Source organism: Microbacterium sp. I2, assembly GCF_051364985.1.
In the GTDB taxonomy this organism is placed as follows: domain Bacteria; phylum Actinomycetota; class Actinomycetes; order Actinomycetales; family Microbacteriaceae; genus Microbacterium.
The window spans coordinates 157,187-172,669 of the sequence record NZ_JBLWIH010000009.1 but is presented as its reverse complement, the minus strand read 5'-3'; the positions used below and the strand labels follow the sequence as shown (position 1 = coordinate 172,669).

The 15,483-nt window shown below is 69.8% G+C and carries 16 protein-coding genes and 3 tRNA genes; 5 read left to right on the top strand and 14 right to left on the bottom strand.

Going from position 1 to position 15,483, the window contains the following annotated elements; translation table 11 throughout:
- Positions 1-53: 53 nt before the first annotated feature.
- The 12 genes from panC to tilS form a co-directional block, all read right to left on the bottom strand.
- Positions 54-899 (bottom strand): pantoate--beta-alanine ligase, encoded by an 846-nt coding sequence (gene panC, locus ACLKM7_RS07885; protein ID WP_436446601.1) that lies wholly within the window; start codon positions 897-899, stop codon positions 54-56.
- Complete coding sequence (locus tag ACLKM7_RS07880) at positions 896-1,609, bottom strand: DUF2520 domain-containing protein (RefSeq protein WP_436446600.1); 714 nt, start codon at positions 1,607-1,609, stop codon at positions 896-898. The genes panC and ACLKM7_RS07880 overlap by 4 nt, the downstream gene beginning before the upstream one ends.
- Positions 1,606-3,456, bottom strand: a complete 1,851-nt coding sequence (locus tag ACLKM7_RS07875; protein ID WP_436446599.1) for a PH domain-containing protein — start codon at positions 3,454-3,456, stop codon at positions 1,606-1,608. The genes ACLKM7_RS07880 and ACLKM7_RS07875 overlap by 4 nt, the downstream gene beginning before the upstream one ends.
- A gap of 47 nt (positions 3,457-3,503) precedes the next feature.
- Complete coding sequence (locus ACLKM7_RS07870; RefSeq protein ID WP_436446598.1) at positions 3,504-4,136, bottom strand: PH domain-containing protein; 633 nt, start codon at positions 4,134-4,136, stop codon at positions 3,504-3,506.
- A complete protein-coding gene (locus ACLKM7_RS07865) occupies positions 4,108-4,575 on the bottom strand; it encodes a DUF3180 domain-containing protein (RefSeq protein ID WP_436446597.1) in 468 nt (155 codons plus the stop codon). The genes ACLKM7_RS07870 and ACLKM7_RS07865 overlap by 29 nt, the downstream gene beginning before the upstream one ends.
- Entirely contained in the window at positions 4,572-5,126 is a 555-nt protein-coding gene (folK, locus tag ACLKM7_RS07860; protein WP_436446596.1) for a 2-amino-4-hydroxy-6-hydroxymethyldihydropteridine diphosphokinase, read from the bottom strand. Before folK ends, ACLKM7_RS07865 begins: the two co-directional genes overlap by 4 nt.
- Positions 5,123-5,518 (bottom strand): dihydroneopterin aldolase, encoded by a 396-nt coding sequence (gene folB, locus ACLKM7_RS07855; protein WP_436446890.1) that lies wholly within the window; start codon positions 5,516-5,518, stop codon positions 5,123-5,125. Before folB ends, folK begins: the two co-directional genes overlap by 4 nt.
- Positions 5,519-5,562: 44 nt before the next feature.
- Positions 5,563-6,396, bottom strand: coding sequence for a dihydropteroate synthase (folP, locus tag ACLKM7_RS07850; protein ID WP_436446595.1), 834 nt, complete (start codon positions 6,394-6,396; stop codon positions 5,563-5,565).
- On the bottom strand, positions 6,393-6,992 hold the full coding sequence (gene folE / locus ACLKM7_RS07845; RefSeq protein WP_436446594.1) for a GTP cyclohydrolase I: 600 nt from the start codon (positions 6,990-6,992) through the stop codon (positions 6,393-6,395). Before folE ends, folP begins: the two co-directional genes overlap by 4 nt.
- Before the next feature lie 9 nt (positions 6,993-7,001).
- Positions 7,002-9,008, bottom strand: coding sequence for an ATP-dependent zinc metalloprotease FtsH (gene ftsH / locus ACLKM7_RS07840; RefSeq protein ID WP_436446593.1), 2,007 nt, complete (start codon positions 9,006-9,008; stop codon positions 7,002-7,004).
- 344 nt (positions 9,009-9,352) lie between these two features.
- Complete coding sequence (gene hpt, locus ACLKM7_RS07835) at positions 9,353-9,904, bottom strand: hypoxanthine phosphoribosyltransferase (RefSeq protein WP_436446592.1); 552 nt, start codon at positions 9,902-9,904, stop codon at positions 9,353-9,355.
- Positions 9,905-10,017: 113 nt separating this feature from the next.
- Positions 10,018-11,013 (bottom strand): tRNA lysidine(34) synthetase TilS, encoded by a 996-nt coding sequence (gene tilS / locus ACLKM7_RS07830; protein ID WP_436446591.1) that lies wholly within the window; start codon positions 11,011-11,013, stop codon positions 10,018-10,020.
- A 267-nt stretch (positions 11,014-11,280) separates the two neighbouring features.
- Here tilS and ppa point away from each other — a divergent pair, with 267 nt between their 5' ends.
- Positions 11,281-11,814, top strand: a complete 534-nt coding sequence (gene ppa, locus ACLKM7_RS07825) for an inorganic diphosphatase (RefSeq protein WP_436446590.1) — start codon at positions 11,281-11,283, stop codon at positions 11,812-11,814.
- A gap of 127 nt (positions 11,815-11,941) precedes the next feature.
- On the opposite strand, the gene ACLKM7_RS07820 is transcribed toward ppa, so the two are convergent.
- Complete coding sequence (locus ACLKM7_RS07820) at positions 11,942-13,351, bottom strand: peptidoglycan DD-metalloendopeptidase family protein (RefSeq protein WP_436446589.1); 1,410 nt, start codon at positions 13,349-13,351, stop codon at positions 11,942-11,944.
- Between the two features lie 220 nt (positions 13,352-13,571).
- Between ACLKM7_RS07820 and ACLKM7_RS07815 the strand changes: the two genes are divergently transcribed.
- The 3 genes from ACLKM7_RS07815 to ACLKM7_RS07805 all read left to right on the top strand — a co-directional run bounded on the left by ACLKM7_RS07815 (position 13,572) and on the right by ACLKM7_RS07805 (position 13,898).
- A tRNA-Glu gene (locus tag ACLKM7_RS07815) sits at positions 13,572-13,644 on the top strand.
- 21 nt (positions 13,645-13,665) lie between these two features.
- Positions 13,666-13,739 (top strand) — tRNA-Asp (locus ACLKM7_RS07810).
- Between the two features lie 86 nt (positions 13,740-13,825).
- Positions 13,826-13,898: transfer RNA gene (locus ACLKM7_RS07805), tRNA-Phe, on the top strand.
- Positions 13,899-13,975: 77 nt separating this feature from the next.
- Here ACLKM7_RS07805 and ACLKM7_RS07800 read toward each other — a convergent pair.
- The gene (locus ACLKM7_RS07800) at positions 13,976-14,953 is read right to left on the bottom strand and encodes an RNA polymerase subunit sigma-70 (RefSeq protein WP_436446588.1); all 978 of its coding nucleotides are present in this window, start codon (positions 14,951-14,953) and stop codon (positions 13,976-13,978) included.
- 122 nt (positions 14,954-15,075) lie between these two features.
- Between ACLKM7_RS07800 and ACLKM7_RS07795 the strand changes: the two genes are divergently transcribed.
- A complete protein-coding gene (locus tag ACLKM7_RS07795; RefSeq protein ID WP_436446587.1) occupies positions 15,076-15,429 on the top strand; it encodes a nuclear transport factor 2 family protein in 354 nt (117 codons plus the stop codon).
- Positions 15,430-15,483 lie beyond the last annotated feature (54 nt).

The window sequence follows — 15,483 nt, the reverse complement described above, 5'->3', positions numbered from 1 at the left end:
CGCGGACCCCCAAGTCTATCGGCGGCGCCGGTGGCACCTTCCGGCGCGATCGGTCAGCCGACGTAGATCTCTGCGTTGTCGATGAAGCGATGCCCGCCCACGCTCGCGGCGATGAGTGCGAGGGCCGGGCCGGTGCGGCCTTCGTCCACGGGGAGGAACGTCGCCGGATCGACGACGCTGAGGTACTCGAGCCGGATCCGCGGCTCGCCCATCAACGTGGACTGCGCCGCGGCGATGCACGCATCGACCCCGCGATCGGCGTTCGCGGCGGCGGCATCCAACGCGGCCGGCAGCAGAGCGGCGGCGGCCCGATCGCCGGCATCGAGCAGGCCGATCCGCGTCGATACCGGCAGGCCGTCGTCGCCGCGGACCGTGTCGACCGTGACGACCTCGATGCCGAAGTAGAGGTCGCGGATCATGCGGCGCACCAGGAAGATCCGCTGCCGATCACGCTCGCCGTACACCGCGACATCCGGCTGCACCAGGTGGAACAGTTTGGCCTCGACCGTGAGCAGACCGTCGAAGTACGACGGCCTCGCGCGCCCCTCGTACCGCAGCCCGAGGTCACCGGCGCTGATCCGCGTGGTGGCGGAGCCGTCGGGCAGCAGCTCCGACTGGTCGGGCGCGAAGACCGCGTCCACGCCCAGCGAATCGAGGAGCTCGGCATCCTCCCGGCGTGTGCGGGGGTAGGCCGCGAACTCCGCGGGCGTGGCGAACCGGAGCGGATTGACGAAGATCGACACCACGACGACGTCCGCGACTTCGCGTGCGCGGTGGACCAGGTCGATATGGCCGTCGTGCAGCGCGCCTATCGTCGAGATGAGCGCGATGCGAGACTGCGGTGCCGCTGCCCGGACCTCGGTGAGCCGGGCGCGCAGGCCGGCGACGGTGTCGATCATCCGGGCATGCCCGCGGTGGGATCGATCCCCGGCCCCTCGCCCGCCTCTGCGAGGGCGTGGTCGATCGTCGTGTGCGCGAGCGCGGTGAGGAACGAGCCGGGGTACGGCACCCCTGCCTCGGCCAGCAGCCGCGTGGCCTGCCTCACGATGGACAGCGAGAACTCCCGGAGCGTCGCGATTCCTTCCGCGTAGGCGGGACGGGCTTCCTCGGCGATGACGACGGGCTCGCAGCCCAGCTCGACAGCCAGCGCCTGCGCGATCGGCAGCACCGGGCCGGGGGCGGTCACCGCCGCGTAGGCGTTGGTCAGCGCGCGCAGATCCATCGACGTGCCGGTGAAGGCGATCGCGGGGTGCACGGCCAGGGGGATCGCACCGCGGGAGACGGCGGGGCTCAGGATGCCGGTGCCGTACGCGGCATCCGTGTGCATCACCAGCTGGCCCGGCTGCCACGCGCCGACCTCGGCGAGCCCCGAGACGAGGCCGGCGAGCTCGTCGTGCGGCACCGCCACGATGACCAGCTCGCTTCGGCGGGCGACCTCGGTGGCGTCCAGCACCGGCACTCCGGGAAGGATCGCCGCCACCCGGTCGGGGTCGGATCCGGCGGTCACGCCGACCAGGGCGTGGCCCGCGCCGGCCAGCTTGGCGGCCAGGACGGGGCCGACCCGTCCGGCTCCGATGACTCCGATTCCGAGCCGTCCTTCGCGTCTCACGCCGAGCCCTCCACGGGCCGTTGGACGGGAGCCGGCGGCTCGGCGGGCGCGGACCCGTCGGGTACCCGCTGAGCGGGCGCAGCCTGATCAGGCGCGGACTCGACGGGCACCGGCGCCTCGGCCACCGGTACCTCGCCCGCGAGCGCCTCGTCCACCGGCACCTCGGCCGCGAGCGCCTCGTCCACCAGCACCTCACGCACCGCCGCCTCGTCCACCGGCACCTCGCCCGCGAGCGCCTCGTCCACCGGCACCTCGCCCGCCGATGCGGCGTCGGCAGGAGCATCCGGTTCCTCGGCCCAGCGATGCGTGCGATCCACGAGGGCGGCCTGCACTGTGGCCCGGGTCACGTCGTCGAAGAGGGTGAGCGCAGTATCGCGGTCGATCGCAGCCAGGTACGGGTAGACCGGACCCGTCACCACGTGGGCGCGGGCATTCGAGACGCGCGTGAGCCGGTCGAGCGGACCTTGATACAGTCCGAAGCTCTGCAGGCGGGCGAGCGGCAGGATCGCGAGCTTGCGCCACACCATCCCCCGGCGCAGCAGCAGCAGGTCGCGGGTCAGGCGGAAGCCGTTCCGGCGGTACGAGAACGGCCGGATCCACCACGCCCGTGACGGGGAGTTGGTGAAGGTGTCGTCCTCGCCCGGCCCGGACATACCCTCGTGCGCGATCAGTGCCCACTCGTCATCGGGCACCGACGGCTGCAGCAGCCGCAGGATGCGCTCGACGTCGGCGGCGGTACCCACCGGCAGCACGGTGGTGAACTGATCGGTCGTTGTGTCGCTCGCGCTGCGCCCGGTGAGGCGGTTGATGCGCACCATCCACCAGCCGAACGGGCGCCACATGATCGGCTGCGTCACCTCGATGGCGTGCACGCGACCGGGCGGCACGATCTCAGTGACCGTGGTGAGCAGCCCGAACGTGATCCGGACGCCGTCGGGCGTCGGCGCGATCGAGTACCGCAGCGAGCGCACGATCGAGCGGACCCAGTACGCGCCGAAGCCGATGATGCCGGGCACGAACGCGAACAGCAGCCACGTCACGCCCTGCGAGACGCCGATGATGATGGCCACCGTTCCGAGCACGAGGAACACCGTCGACATGCTGATGATGTGGGATGCCACGAGCCGGCCGACAGGGATGTTCACGACCGACTCGGGCGCCTCGGCCGGGGCTTCGGGGCCCTCGATGAGACCGGTGAGCTCGCGGCCGACCGTCTCGCCGAGCGCGGCGACGCGCCCCCCGGACCGTCGAGCGCCGTCCGCCCTGCCACCCGGGGCCGCGGCATCCGCCAGCCGTCGACCCGACGCTAGACGCAGGATGTCTGCGCGCACCGCTTCGGCGTTCGTCGTCGACAGGTACTCGAGCTTGACGTTCGAGTCGGTGCCCGCGCCGACGACCTCGAGCTTGGCCATGCCGAGCAGTCGCGCGACCATCGGGCGCGTGAGGTTCACCCCCTGCACACGGTCCAGCGGCGCGCGGCGCTGCGTGCGGAACAGGATGCCGCTGCGCACCTCGACGTCGTCACCGGTGATGCGGAACGTGTGGAACCGCCACGACAGGTAGAAGGCCGCGACCAGAACGATCAGGACGCCGAGGACGGCGAGAGCCGCGACGACGTAGAGGTTGTTGACGATGATGAAGTCGATCGGATCCCCGCCGGACACCTCCCAATCGACGACATCGTCGCTGATGTCAGGTGCCAGCCACGGCAGGAAGACGATCAGCAGGCGGTCGCGCAGGTTCGCAACGACGATGCCGATGATCACGATGAGGAACAGCCCGCCGCGAAGCAGTGGCGTCAGCGGATGCAGCCGGTGCCACTCGCCGTCGCTCAGCGGGGATCGCACCAGTTCCGCCGGCGGAGGCGGCGGAACCGCGTGGGGAGGAACCGAGGTCATAGGCCCGTGCGCCGGCTCTCGGCGACGCCCACGAGGTGGTCGCGCAGCGTGTCGGCGGTCGCCTGTTCGAGGCCCGGGATCACGACCCCGGTCGCCGCCGCGGCCGTGACGAACTTCAGCTGCGCGATGCCGAACCCGCGGTCGAGCGGTCCGTGCGTGATGTCGATGAGCTGCATGCGCCCGTACGGCACCGCCACGAAGCGCTGCCACAGGATGCCGCGGCGGAAGACGAGGTCGTCCTGACGCAGCTGGTATCCGATCGAACGCGCCTGGCGCGGCAGGATCGCAAGAGTCCACACCAGGATCACCGTCAGCAGCCCGCCGGGGATCCACGCCCACCACTGGTGCATGAGCAGCGTCAGCACGAGAGTCGCGGCCACCACCAGCAGCAGGAACGAGCCGTTGGCGATGAACTGCACCCGCACGTACTTGGGCGAGATCTGGTGCCACACGCCGCTCTCGAGCACGAGACGGTTCTCGGACCGCGGCTCGGCCAGGCGCGTGAAGGTCTCGCCCTCGACCGGCAGCGACGCCTGCTGCTGCGGGGTCGTGTGCGCCGTCGCGTGCGTCGGCGCGCCTGCTTCTGCGGGGGGAACCGCGTCAGGCGTCGCCTCCGGGCTGTTCGTCATCCTGGTCCTTCCGGATCGTGCACAGATGCTCCGCGACGAGACCGGCGGCAACGAGCAGCGCGCCGCACACGGCCGTCGCGATGACCGTTCCCAACGAGCCTAGCGAGGGCGGGACTGGCCGAGTGGCCAGGAAGATCAGCAGCCCCGCGCCGAGCCCGCCGATCGCCGCGCCCACGATGCTCGAGGCCTTCGCGAGCATCGCCACCCGCACGGCGCGGAACGGGTTGATCGCACCGCTCGCGCCGCTCCGCGTCGCGCGGCGGATCGGGATCGCCAGCGCGATCACGATGAGCCCGAGCACCAGCAGCAGAAGGGGCAGCGTCACGGCCGGCGTGAATGTGGGCCGGCCCATCGACGTGAGCAGCTGGTCGAGTGCGAACCCGGCGGCGACGCCGAGCACGGCCGCGACGAGCAGGACCCCGGCGCCGGTGCGTTTCACTCCGGCTCCCTGAGGCGTGCCAGGGCGGCATCGACACGCCCGACTCCGGGCAGCACGGCGTCCGGATCGACAGTGAGCCACGGCCCGAGCACGAAGTCGCGCTCGGCGGCGCGCGGATGCGGAAGCAGCAGGGCGAGATCGTCGCTGACCACATCGCCGTAGGCGATGAGGTCGAGGTCGAGGGTGCGATCCTCCCAGCCGGGCTCGCGCGCGGACCGCCGTTCGCTGCGCACCCGGCCGTGCCGCTGCTCGATCGCGTGCAGGTACCCCAGCAGGACCGACGGTGCCAGGCGGGTGGTCACGATGGCCACGGCGTTCAGGTACGCCGGGGCCGCGGCATCCGGACCCTCCGGCTTGAGCGCCACGGACTCGATCGGCTCCGACACCCGTACCTCGTCGACGAGCGGTAGGCGCGCGAGGTCGCGGATGGCCGCCGTCATCGTCTCGGCGCGATCTCCCAGGTTCGCGCCGAGCGCCACGACCGCTTCGACGGCGGGATGCTCCTGTCGCTCGAGGTCGCCGTCGAAACCCTGCGCGAGACGGCGGTTCACGGGCGATCCTCTCGTGCGGGATACGGTCGCCGTACGCGGCGAACGGTTACGGCCACGTCGGCGAACGGCACCGTGATCGGCGCGGACGGCTTGTGCACCGTCACGGCCACCGCCTGCACGTGCGGCCGAGTGAGCAGGTCGTCGGCGATACGGGCGGCGAGTGTCTCGATGAGGTTGAGCGGCTCGCCCGACACGATCTCGACGATGCGCTCGGCGACCTCGCCGTAGTGCACGGTGTCGGCGACGTCATCGGTCGCCGCGGCCCGGTTCATGTCGACCGACAGCGTCGTGTCGACGACGAAGTCCTGGCCCTCGCGGCGCTCCGCCTCGAGAACCCCGTGGTAGCCGAACGCGCGCACTCCGGTGAGGACGATCTCGTCTGCGTTGTCCATCGGCCCGCCGTCCATCAGCCTGTCATCCATTGCCCCGGCGCCCATCAGCCCTCCCGGCCCTCGGAGTCGACGCGACGCGCGCCCGACCAGCGCTCGGCCACGGCAAGAGCATCGCGCGTGGCTGCGACATTGTGGACGCGCACGGCCCACACCCCCGACTGGGCGGCGAGAACGCTCGTCACCGCGGTCGCCAGGTCGCGGCGGTCCTCGGTGGCCGCCGCAGGGTCGTCGGCGAGCAGGTCAGCCAGGAACCGCTTGCGGCTCGTGCCCAGCAGCACCCGCGGGCCCAGCGCGACGAACCGCTCCAGACCCCGCAGCGTCTCCCAGTTCTGGTCGCCCTGCTTGCCGAAGCCGATGCCCGGGTCGACGACGACACGGGAGGGAGGGATGCCGGCGGCCGCGGCCGCGGCGATCCGCGCGCGAAGCTCGGCCACCACCTCGGTCACGACGTCGTCGTAGGTCGCTCGCGCGTACATCTCGGCCGAGTGGCCGCGCCAGTGCTGGAGCACGACATCGGCGTCGGTCTGCGCGACGGCGGGAAGCATGTCGGGGTCGGCCATGCCGCCCGAGACGTCGTTCACGATCCGGGCGCCCGCCGCGACGGCGGCGACCGCCGTGGCCGCGTTCATCGTGTCGATGCTCACGAGCGCCCCGGCCTCGGCGAGGGCCGAGACCACCGGCAGCACCCGCTCCTGCTCGAGCGCGGGACCCACCCGCTCGGCGCCGGGCCGGGTCGATTCGCCGCCGATGTCGAGGATGTGGGCGCCCTGCTCACGCAGCCGGAGCCCTTGCGCGACCGCGGCGTCGGCATCCGCATACCGTCCGCCATCGCTGAACGAGTCGGGGGTGACGTTCACCACGCCCATGATGAGCGTCATTCGCGCGCCCCCGGATGCGCCGACATGAGCGCGATGAGCTCGGCGCGCGCCACCGGGTCGGTGAACTCGCCGCGTGCCGCGATCGTCACCGTCGAGGCATCCGCCTGCTGTCCGCCACGCATGGTGACGCACTCGTGCGATGCGTCGAGCACCACCAGCACGCCGCGGGCATCGAGCGACGCCGCGATCGTGTCGGCGATCTGCTCGCCCAGCCGCTCCTGCACCTGCGGGCGCGACGCGAGGATCTCGACCACCTTCGGCAGCGCCCCGAGTCCGACGACCTGCTCGCCCGGAAGGTACGCGATGTGCGCATGTCCGCGGAAGGGCAGCAGGTGGTGCTCGCACACCGACCGGAACCGGATGCCGCGCAGCATGACCGCGCCGGACGGCAGCGTATCGGGGGCCGGGCCCCGCGACACCGAGATGGTACGGGCCAGTGGAGCCGCGGCATCCTCCCCCACTCCCGAGAAGAACTCGGCGTACGCGTCGGCGACGCGGTCAGGGGTCTGCTTCAACCCGGGACGTTCGGGATCCTCCCCGATCGCACCGAGCAGTTCGCGCACGAGCGCGGCGATGCGCTCACGGTCGACGGCCACGGGCCGAGCCTACGCGGTCGCGGGCCGCGCCTGCCCTGTCGGGCGACGCTTGGGCGCCTTCTCGGCGGCCGGCTGCTCGGCCTCGACACTCGCGGCAAGACCGGCCTCTTCGCGACGTGCGGGCACGTCGACCGGCGGCAGAGCCGACGGCGGACGCTGCTCGCTCGAGAGCCACTGCGGGCGCGGGGGCAGGCGCTTGACGTCCTTGAAGATCTCGGCGAGCTCGAGGTGGTCGAGCGTCTCCTTCTCGAGCAGTTCGAGCGCGAGCTTGTCGAGGATGTCGCGGTTCGCGTTGATCACCTCGTACGCCTCGTTGTGCGCCTGCTCGATCAGGTCGCGCACCTGTGAGTCGACCCGCTCGGCGACGCGTTCGGAGAAGTCGCGGCCGTGACCCATGTCGCGGCCCATGAACACCTCGCCCGACGACGAGCCGAGCTTGACCGGCCCCACGTCCATCGTCATGCCGTACTCGGTGACCATCTTGCGGGCGATGTTCGTCGCCTTCTCGATGTCGTTGCTGGCACCGGTGGTCGGATCGTGGAACACGATCTCTTCGGCGACGCGGCCACCCATCGCATACGTCAGCTGGTCCTGCAACTCGTTGCGGGTGATCGAGTACTTGTCGTCCAGAGGCAGCACCATCGTGTAGCCCAGCGCCTTGCCGCGCGGCAGGATCGTGATCTTGGTGACCGGGTCGGTGTGGTTCATCGCCGCTGCCGCGAGCGCGTGTCCGCCCTCGTGGTACGCCGTGATGAGCTTCTCCTTGTCCTTCATCACGCGGGTGCGGCGCTGCGGACCGGCGATGACGCGGTCGATCGCCTCGTCGAGCGCGCGGTTGTCGATCAGCTGCGCGTTCGAGCGCGCAGTGAGCAGCGCGGCCTCGTTCAGCACGTTCGCGAGGTCGGCACCGGTGAAGCCGGGTGTCTTGCGGGCGACGACCTCCAGGTCGACGCCGTCGGCGAGCGGCTTGCCGCGGCCGTGGACCTCGAGGATCTTGGTGCGGCCCTTCAGGTCGGGCGCGTCGACGCCGATCTGACGGTCGAACCGGCCCGGACGAAGCAGCGCCGGGTCGAGGATGTCGGGGCGGTTCGTCGCGGCGATCACGATGACGTTGACCTTGGGGTCGAAGCCATCCATCTCGACGAGCATCTGGTTGAGGGTCTGCTCGCGCTCGTCGTGCCCGCCGCCCATGCCGGCGCCGCGGTGGCGGCCGACCGCGTCGATCTCGTCGATGAAGATGATCGCGGGTGAGTTCTCCTTCGCCTGGTTGAACAGGTCGCGCACGCGGCTCGCGCCGACGCCGACGAACATCTCGACGAAGTCAGAACCCGAGATGGAGTAGAACGGCACACCCGCTTCACCCGCGACGGCGCGGGCGAGCAGCGTCTTTCCGGTGCCGGGAGGGCCGTACAGCAGCACGCCCTTCGGGATGCGGGCGCCGACGGCCTGGAACTTCGAGGGATCCTTCAGGAAGTCCTTGATCTCCTGCATCTCCTCGATGGCCTCGTCCGATCCGGCGACGTCGGTGAACGTGACCTGCGGCATCTCCTTTGTCACGAGCTTCGCGCGGGACTTGCCGAACTGCATGACCTTGCTTCCGCCGCCCTGGGCGCTGGACAGCAGGAACCAGAACAGCAGACCCAGGAGCAGGATCGGCAGCAGCAACGAGATGAACCCGTCGAACCAGGTGGCACGCGGCACGGCGTCGTTGAAGCCGTCCGAGGGATCGGCGGCGTTGATCGCGTCGACGACCTCTTCTGCCCGGGCGGTGACGTAATAGAACTGCACGTCGGTCGCGCCCTCATAGGCCTCCGACAGCTTCATGTCGACGCGCTGGTCGCCGTCGGTGGTGACCACTTCGGTGACGGTGTCGCCGTCGAGGAGCTCCAGGCCTTCCTGCGTCGAGATCTGCTTCGCGCCGTTCAAGCTCGAGATGAGCGAGAACCCCACGATGAGGAAGACCCCGATCAGCAGGACGTAGAAGAGCGGGTTGCGGGTGATCTTCTTGAAGTCCATGGTGCGGGCGCGAGCCCGGTCCCTTTCGTCGACGAACCGTCGCGCCAGCCGGTTCTCGGCCGCCGACGGGTGGAATCAGGGTATCGCGGCGTTCCTAGGGGCTGTCTGTGCATTCGCCCCCGGCGTAATCGTGCAGTCGTGGGCTGCGGGATTCCGCGTCCGCGAAGCATGCCGGGCGTACCGCTGCGCGGGATCATCCTCCGGCGCGCGTACCCGCGGCGTCGAGTTCGTCGGCGGCGCCCGCCAGTCCCGAGCCCGCGCGCTCTCCGGATGATCCCGCTCCGCTCGTACCGCGAGCGGGACGCCGCGGAGGGAAGGCCGCGTAGAGGAGAAGAAGGGATAGGTCAGGAGTAGACGTGAGGGGCGAGCACGGCGACGTCGCGCAGGTTGCGGTAGCGCTCGGCGTAGTCGAGGCCGTAGCCGACGACGAACTCGGTCGGGATGTCGAAGCCCACGTACTTGCAGTGCACCTCGACCTTCGCCGCCTCGGGCTTGCGCAGCAGGGCGAAGACCTCGACGGATGCCGCGCCCCGAGCCGTGAAGTTCTCCAGCAGCCAGCTCAGGGTCAGGCCCGAGTCGATGATGTCCTCGACGATCAGGACGTGCTTGCCCATGATGTCGGTGTCGAGGTCCTTGCGGATCTGCACGACACCGCTGGATTTGGTGCCGGCACCGTACGACGAGACCGCCATCCAGTCCATCGGTGCGGTGACCTGCAGCGCCCGCGAGAAATCGGCCATGACCATGACAGCGCCCTTGAGGACGCCCACGAGCAGGAGGTCCTTGCCGGCGTAGTCGGCATCGACCCTCGCGGCGATCTCCTCGAGCTTGGCCTGGATCTGCTCCTCGGTGACGAGGACTTCGGTGAGGTCGGTGGAGACGTCGGCCGCGCGCATGGATCGAGTCTAGGCGGACGCATCACTCCGCCGAGCCGTCGCGATTTGTCGCCCGGGCAGCCGGCACGCGGCAAGTTGCGACGGCTCGGCGCCGGTGGGGTCGGAGGGGCGGGTCAGCGGGCCGTGAACTCGAGGCGTCCGCCCGACCGGCGGGCGCGGCATCCGGGCAGGTCGATCGGGCCCTGTCCCGACCAGTCCGTGACGAGCCTCGCGACCTCGAGGGTCTGCGACCTCGTGAGGCTCTCGTGGAACTCGCTGGCCACGACGTGGCGGATGATGCGATGCCGCAGTGCCGCGGGGTTCGCGGCGAGTGCGGCGACCGACACCGAGATCCCGGCCTCGGCGTGCTCGACGATGTCTTCGATCGTCTCGTCGATCATCTCGTCGAACGCCGCTGCGTCCTCGCGCAGCTGCGCAGCGGTGCGGGCCAGGGCCTCGGCGATGCCCGGACCGAGCTCGGCCTCGAGCACCGGCAGCACCTTCTCGCGGACGCGCACCCGCGCGTAGCGGGAGTCGGAGTTGTGCGGGTCGTCCCACGGCACGAGACCCTCGGCCGCACAGGCGGCGCGGGTCGTTGCGCGGCGCACCCCGAGCAGCGGGCGCAGCAGCGGGATCCCGTCGAGATCAGCGGCCTCCGCCATGCCCTGCAGGCTCGTCGCACCGGCGCCGCGGGCGAGACCCAGCAGCACGGTCTCGGCCTGGTCGTCGAGGGTGTGGCCCACAAGCAGCGCGGCCGCGCCGGCATCGCGGGCGGCATCCCGCAGCGCCCGGTACCGGGCTTCGCGCGCGGCCGCCTCCGGGCCGCCGGCCGCGCCCACGTCGACGCGGACGACCAGTGCATCGAGCCCGAGCGCGCCCGCGCTGCGCGCGGCGGCGGCCGCAGCATCCGCCGATCCGCTCTGAAGACCGTGATCGACGATCACCGACGCAGCCCGCAGGTCGAGCTTCGGCGCCTCGAACGCCGTCGCCGCGGCGAGCGCGAGCGAGTCGGCGCCGCCCGAGAGCGCCACGATCACGGTCGAGCCGGCTGGGACGTCCCTCAGCACGCCCCGCACCGCGCGCCGTACCTCGGCGACGGCGGGGTCCAGTCCGGGTCGGCGCTCATCCACGAACCCACGGTAGCGGCCCGGCCCGGTTCGCAATTCAGTCCCGGCGCGCGTGGGGCGAGCCGAGACTGCCGTGTTTTCGCGGGGGCATAGGCCGCAGTTCAACCGCGGAGACTGAATTGCGGACCGCACGCGCGGGCCTCGCCCGGCCAACGCCGTCGTGGAGCGAAGTTTCCCGGTCGGCCTCGGCAACGACAAGCGGGACGAAACGCCCGGAGCCCCGCGACTAGGCTGGTCGGCGGCATCCGCAGTCTTCCGAAGGAGCACCACATGGGCGCGTACGACGCCGTCATCGAGATCCCGCGCAACAGCAAGATCAAGTACGAGGTCGACCACGGCACCGGTCGTGTGTTCCTCGACCGCATCCTCTTCACGCCGATGGGCTACCCCACCAACTACGGCTTCTTCGAGAACACCCTCGGCGAGGACGGCGACCCGCTCGACGTGCTCGTGCTGCTCGACCACGACCTGGCTCCCGGCATCCTCGCGAAGGTGCGCCCGGTCGGCGTGCTGAAGATGAGCGACGAGGCCGGCGGTGACGACAAGGTCGTCGCGGTGATCGCCAAGGACCCGCGCTGGGCGCACATCCAGGACGTCGGCGACATCTCCGAGTACACCCGCAAAGAGATCGAGCACTTCTTCGAGCACTACAAGGACCTCGAGCCCAACAAGTGGGTCAAGGTCGACGAGTGGGCCGGGGCCGAAGAGGCCGAGCGCCTGGTCTCGGAAGCGTTCGACCGCTTCGCCGAGCACGAGGGTCAGACCAAGACTCAGGGTGAGGGCGTCGCGCCCAGCACGATCTGACGCAGGATCAGAGACAGAAGCGGTCCCCGCTCCCCCTCCAAGCGCCGCTGGCGCGTCGCTCGGAGCCTCTGGGTGCGGGGGCCCAGCCGTGGCTCACGGCATCCGCTTCTTGCGTTGTCGTGAGCGGTCAGACGCTGATGCCCCTGTCGCCCATGAAGTAGATCGGGTTCACAGTGGCGCCATTGACATACGTCTCGAAGTGCAGGTGGCAGCCGAACGAGTTTCCGGTGTTGCCTTCGCTCGCGATGAGCTGGCCCGCGCTGACCCACTGTCCGTAGCCGACGAAGATGCCGCCCGGGCGGATGTGCCCGTAGCCGGTGCCGACGCCGCCGCCGTGGTCGATCTTGATGTAGTTGCCGTACCCGCCGTTGTAGCCGGCGTATACGACGCGGCCCGCGGAAGCAGCGTAGATCCCGGCGCCGCACCCGGCGGCGAGGTCGACGCCGTAGTGGAACGAGCTCGAGCAGCCGTTCTGGCCGCACGTCTGCGAGCGAGGCCCGTAGCCCGAGCTGCGCCAGCCGGACGACGGGCGTGCCCAGCCGGAACCGACGACACCGCCGCCGTTCCCGCCGCCACCACCACCGCCGCCTCCGCCACCGCCGGCGTTGGCTGCCTGCTCGCGGGCGATGCGCTCAGCCTCGGCGCGGGCTGCCGCGGCTGCGGCTTCGCGGGCGAGACGTTCCTGCTCCTTGCGGATGCGCTCGCCCTCTTCGTAGGCCGCGACGGTCTTGGCCGTGGTGTCCTGGAGGGCGGCGAGCTGCGCCTCGAGCTGGCCACGGTAGGTGTTCTGCTCCTCGAGCGCCTGCTGGGCCTTGAGGGCCGCCTCCTGGGCGGCGACCATCTTCTCTTCCGCGATCTTCTGCAGCCGGTCGCGTTCGGCGCGCTGCTCCTCGGCGAGGGCGCTGAGGCTCTGCGCCGAGTTGCGGGCGGTCACGGCCTGCGCGTAGACGTCCTGGTTGCGCTGGACGAGTTTGTCCATCGTTCCGAGGCGCGCGAGCAGATCGTCGGCCGACGCGGCCGAACCCGCGAAGAACAGCTCGAGCGACGTGTCGTCGCCGCCGTTGCGGTACAGCTGTGCGGCGACGCGGCCGGCCTTGTTGGCGGCATCCACCGCTGCTGCGGCTTGACCGTCGGCCTGCTCCTGCAGCTGCTCTGCGCGCAATGCGGCGTCGAAATACTGCTGTTGCGCGACGTAGAACTCGTCGGCTGCGAGCTGAGCCGCCTGCTGCTTGGCAGCGAGGTCGGCCTCCATCGCGGCGATGATGCCCCGGATCTTCTCGACCTCGGCGGCCTTGGCGGCCTCATTGGCCTTGGCAGCCTCGACTTCGGGCCACGACGGGTAGTCCGCGGCGAACGCGGGTGCCACGAGCGGGCCGCCGAATGCGCTGACCGCGGCGAGTCCGATGACTCCGAGTCCGAGCGCACTGCGCCGCGTCATCGAGGGCCACAGCAACCGTCGCTCACGCGGTGACGGTGCGCAGCCGCACTCGTCGGGGGTCTCCAGAGCGGTCTCCACGGCAGCCTGATCGGCGTCCACCCGGTCCTCCCCTCGCACGTCGACTCGATTCACACTAGCAACATCAGTCACATTCGCAACCGTTGCGTCGACGCGCACGACCGCCGCCTCGGGACGGTGCCACCTTGTCAGTGTGAACCTGAGCCTCGCGAGGCACAAGCGCGCCACGCCCTCGATTGGCGTAATCGTGGAGGATTGCGTATGCTTGACCCTCGGTGAGTGAGCCCCTGCGGTTCATCCCGGCCCCATCGTTTAGCGGCCTAGGACGCCGCCCTTTCACGGCGGTAGCACGGGTTCGAATCCCGTTGGGGTCACGCCCACAATTCAATAATCATGGCCCTGTAGCGCAGTTGGTTAGCGTGCCGCCCTGTCACGGCGGAGGTCGCGGGTTCAAGTCCCGTCAGGGTCGCTCCACAGCGACGGGCCCTTTTTCGAGAGGGCCTTTCGTTTAGGACGCGGCAAGCACGCCCGATTCGTCGGGAACGGATGCCGTGAGGCTCTGTAGCTCAGTTGGTAGAGCGTTCGACTGAAAATCGAAAGGTCACCGGATCGATGCCGGTCGGAGCCACTGGGACCCTCGTGCGGCTTCTACGCACGGGGGTTTCTTCAATTCCCGATCAACGCGCCTTTCCGCGCCGGTGTTGCTCACCTTGTGCTGGTCCGAATCGATGGGAGACGGTCAGGCAAGCCGAAATGCCGGTGCAACTCGTCGTCGAGGAAGCGGACGATCGACGCGATCTTCGCACCGTCGGCGGTTGGTTCAATCACGACCAGCCCGCGGGCTCTTCCTTGCAGATAGCAGGTGAATGCGGGGCGTCCCCCGGCCGAGGTTTCTACGAGAACGTAGTGGCCACCGGGGCGTCCGGCGGCGCTTGCGCGCAGGAACGCACTGATGGCGCCCTTGCCCACATAGCGCTCATTTGCCGGCGGCATCGCGAGCCAGGCGCGATCGGTGAGGAGCTTGATGATGGCATCGACGTCGTCTCTCGCGAATGCTTCGGCGAAGGTTCGCGCTAGCTTGTCATGCCCCCCAGGAACGGATGGGGGGCGGCGGGCAGGCATCGCAGACCGGGCTCGCTGGAGAAGTCCTTTGGTGGCCGGCGCCGTCGTGTCCAGCATCTCGGCCGCTTCGGCCACGGTGAAGTCGAGCACATCGCACAGAATCAGTGCTGCGACTTGCCTCGGTGAGCGCTGCTGGAGAGCAGTGATGAAGGCCAGTTCGATCCTCTCCCGCGCGACGACCCGCTGCGCCGGATCGAGCTCTTCGAGGAGTGCGTCCGGGTACGGCTGCAGATGCGGCACGTCGAACGTATCCGTGGGCACAGGTGGTTCAAAGGGCGGGACGGGGGCGGTCTGCGGGCGGCGCCTCCTGTCGCGAACCGCATTCAGCGATCGCGTCGTCGCGATTCGGTACAGCCATGTCCGCAGGGAAGATCGCCCCGCGAACTCGGGCATTCCCTTCCACGCGGCCAGCAAGACCTCTTGAAGCACCTCGTCGGCATCATCGAGTGACCCAGTGATCCGGTAGCAGTGCACGTGCAGTTCTCGACGGAAGGGAGCAACGACAGCCGCGAAAGCATCCCCATCGCCTGCTCCCGCCGCCTCGATCTGCGCCGACGTCACACCCTCATATTGGCAGTCCGAAGCTCGAGCGTTCCGATCAGGTGATCTTTGGTGTCTGCATGTACAAGACCGTTCGATGATTCGATGAAAGGAATGTCATGCAGGAACAGCAGTTGACGGCAATGGAGATCGCGCTCGCCTATCACCATGCCTGGACGGCGCGTGACCTCGATGCCGCACTCACCCACGTCGCGGAGGATGTGATCTGTGAGACACCTTCCGGCGCGTTGACCGGAAACGTCGCACTGAAGGGATTCATGGGTCCGTTCGCAGAGACGCTCACGCGCTCGGAGTTGCTCGCGTCATTCGGAGACGAAGACCGGGCTCTGATCATGTACGACACCGGGAACCGGGCGGTGGCGAGCGCGCCGGCCGCCGAGCTGTATCGGGTTCGGGAGGGAAGGATCACCGAGATCCGCATCATCTTCGACCGCCTCCCCTTCGCGCTAGCCCGTGGTGACGTCATCAGGGCGTGACTGATGGGACGCAGGAACGCGCGAACACCGAGCGGCACACCCTTTTGAGACCAA

Excerpts from the sequence above, each read along its gene's own strand:
- folB (WP_436446890.1), bottom strand. The coding sequence starts at position 5,518 with ATGGACAACGCAGACGAGATCGTCCTCACCGGAGTGCGCGCGTTCGGC.
- ACLKM7_RS07795 (WP_436446587.1), top strand. The coding sequence starts at position 15,076 with ATGGAGATCGCGCTCGCCTATCACCATGCCTGGACGGCGCGTGACCTC.
- ftsH (WP_436446593.1), bottom strand. The coding sequence starts at position 9,008 with ATGGACTTCAAGAAGATCACCCGCAACCCGCTCTTCTACGTCCTGCTG.
- hpt (WP_436446592.1), bottom strand. The coding sequence starts at position 9,904 with ATGCGCGCGGCCGACGTCTCCACCGACCTCACCGAAGTCCTCGTCACC.
- folP (WP_436446595.1), bottom strand. The coding sequence starts at position 6,396 with ATGACGCTCATCATGGGCGTGGTGAACGTCACCCCCGACTCGTTCAGC.
- ppa (WP_436446590.1), top strand. The coding sequence starts at position 11,281 with ATGGGCGCGTACGACGCCGTCATCGAGATCCCGCGCAACAGCAAGATC.
- ACLKM7_RS07870 (WP_436446598.1), bottom strand. The coding sequence starts at position 4,136 with ATGACGAACAGCCCGGAGGCGACGCCTGACGCGGTTCCCCCCGCAGAA.
- panC (WP_436446601.1), bottom strand. The coding sequence starts at position 899 with ATGATCGACACCGTCGCCGGCCTGCGCGCCCGGCTCACCGAGGTCCGG.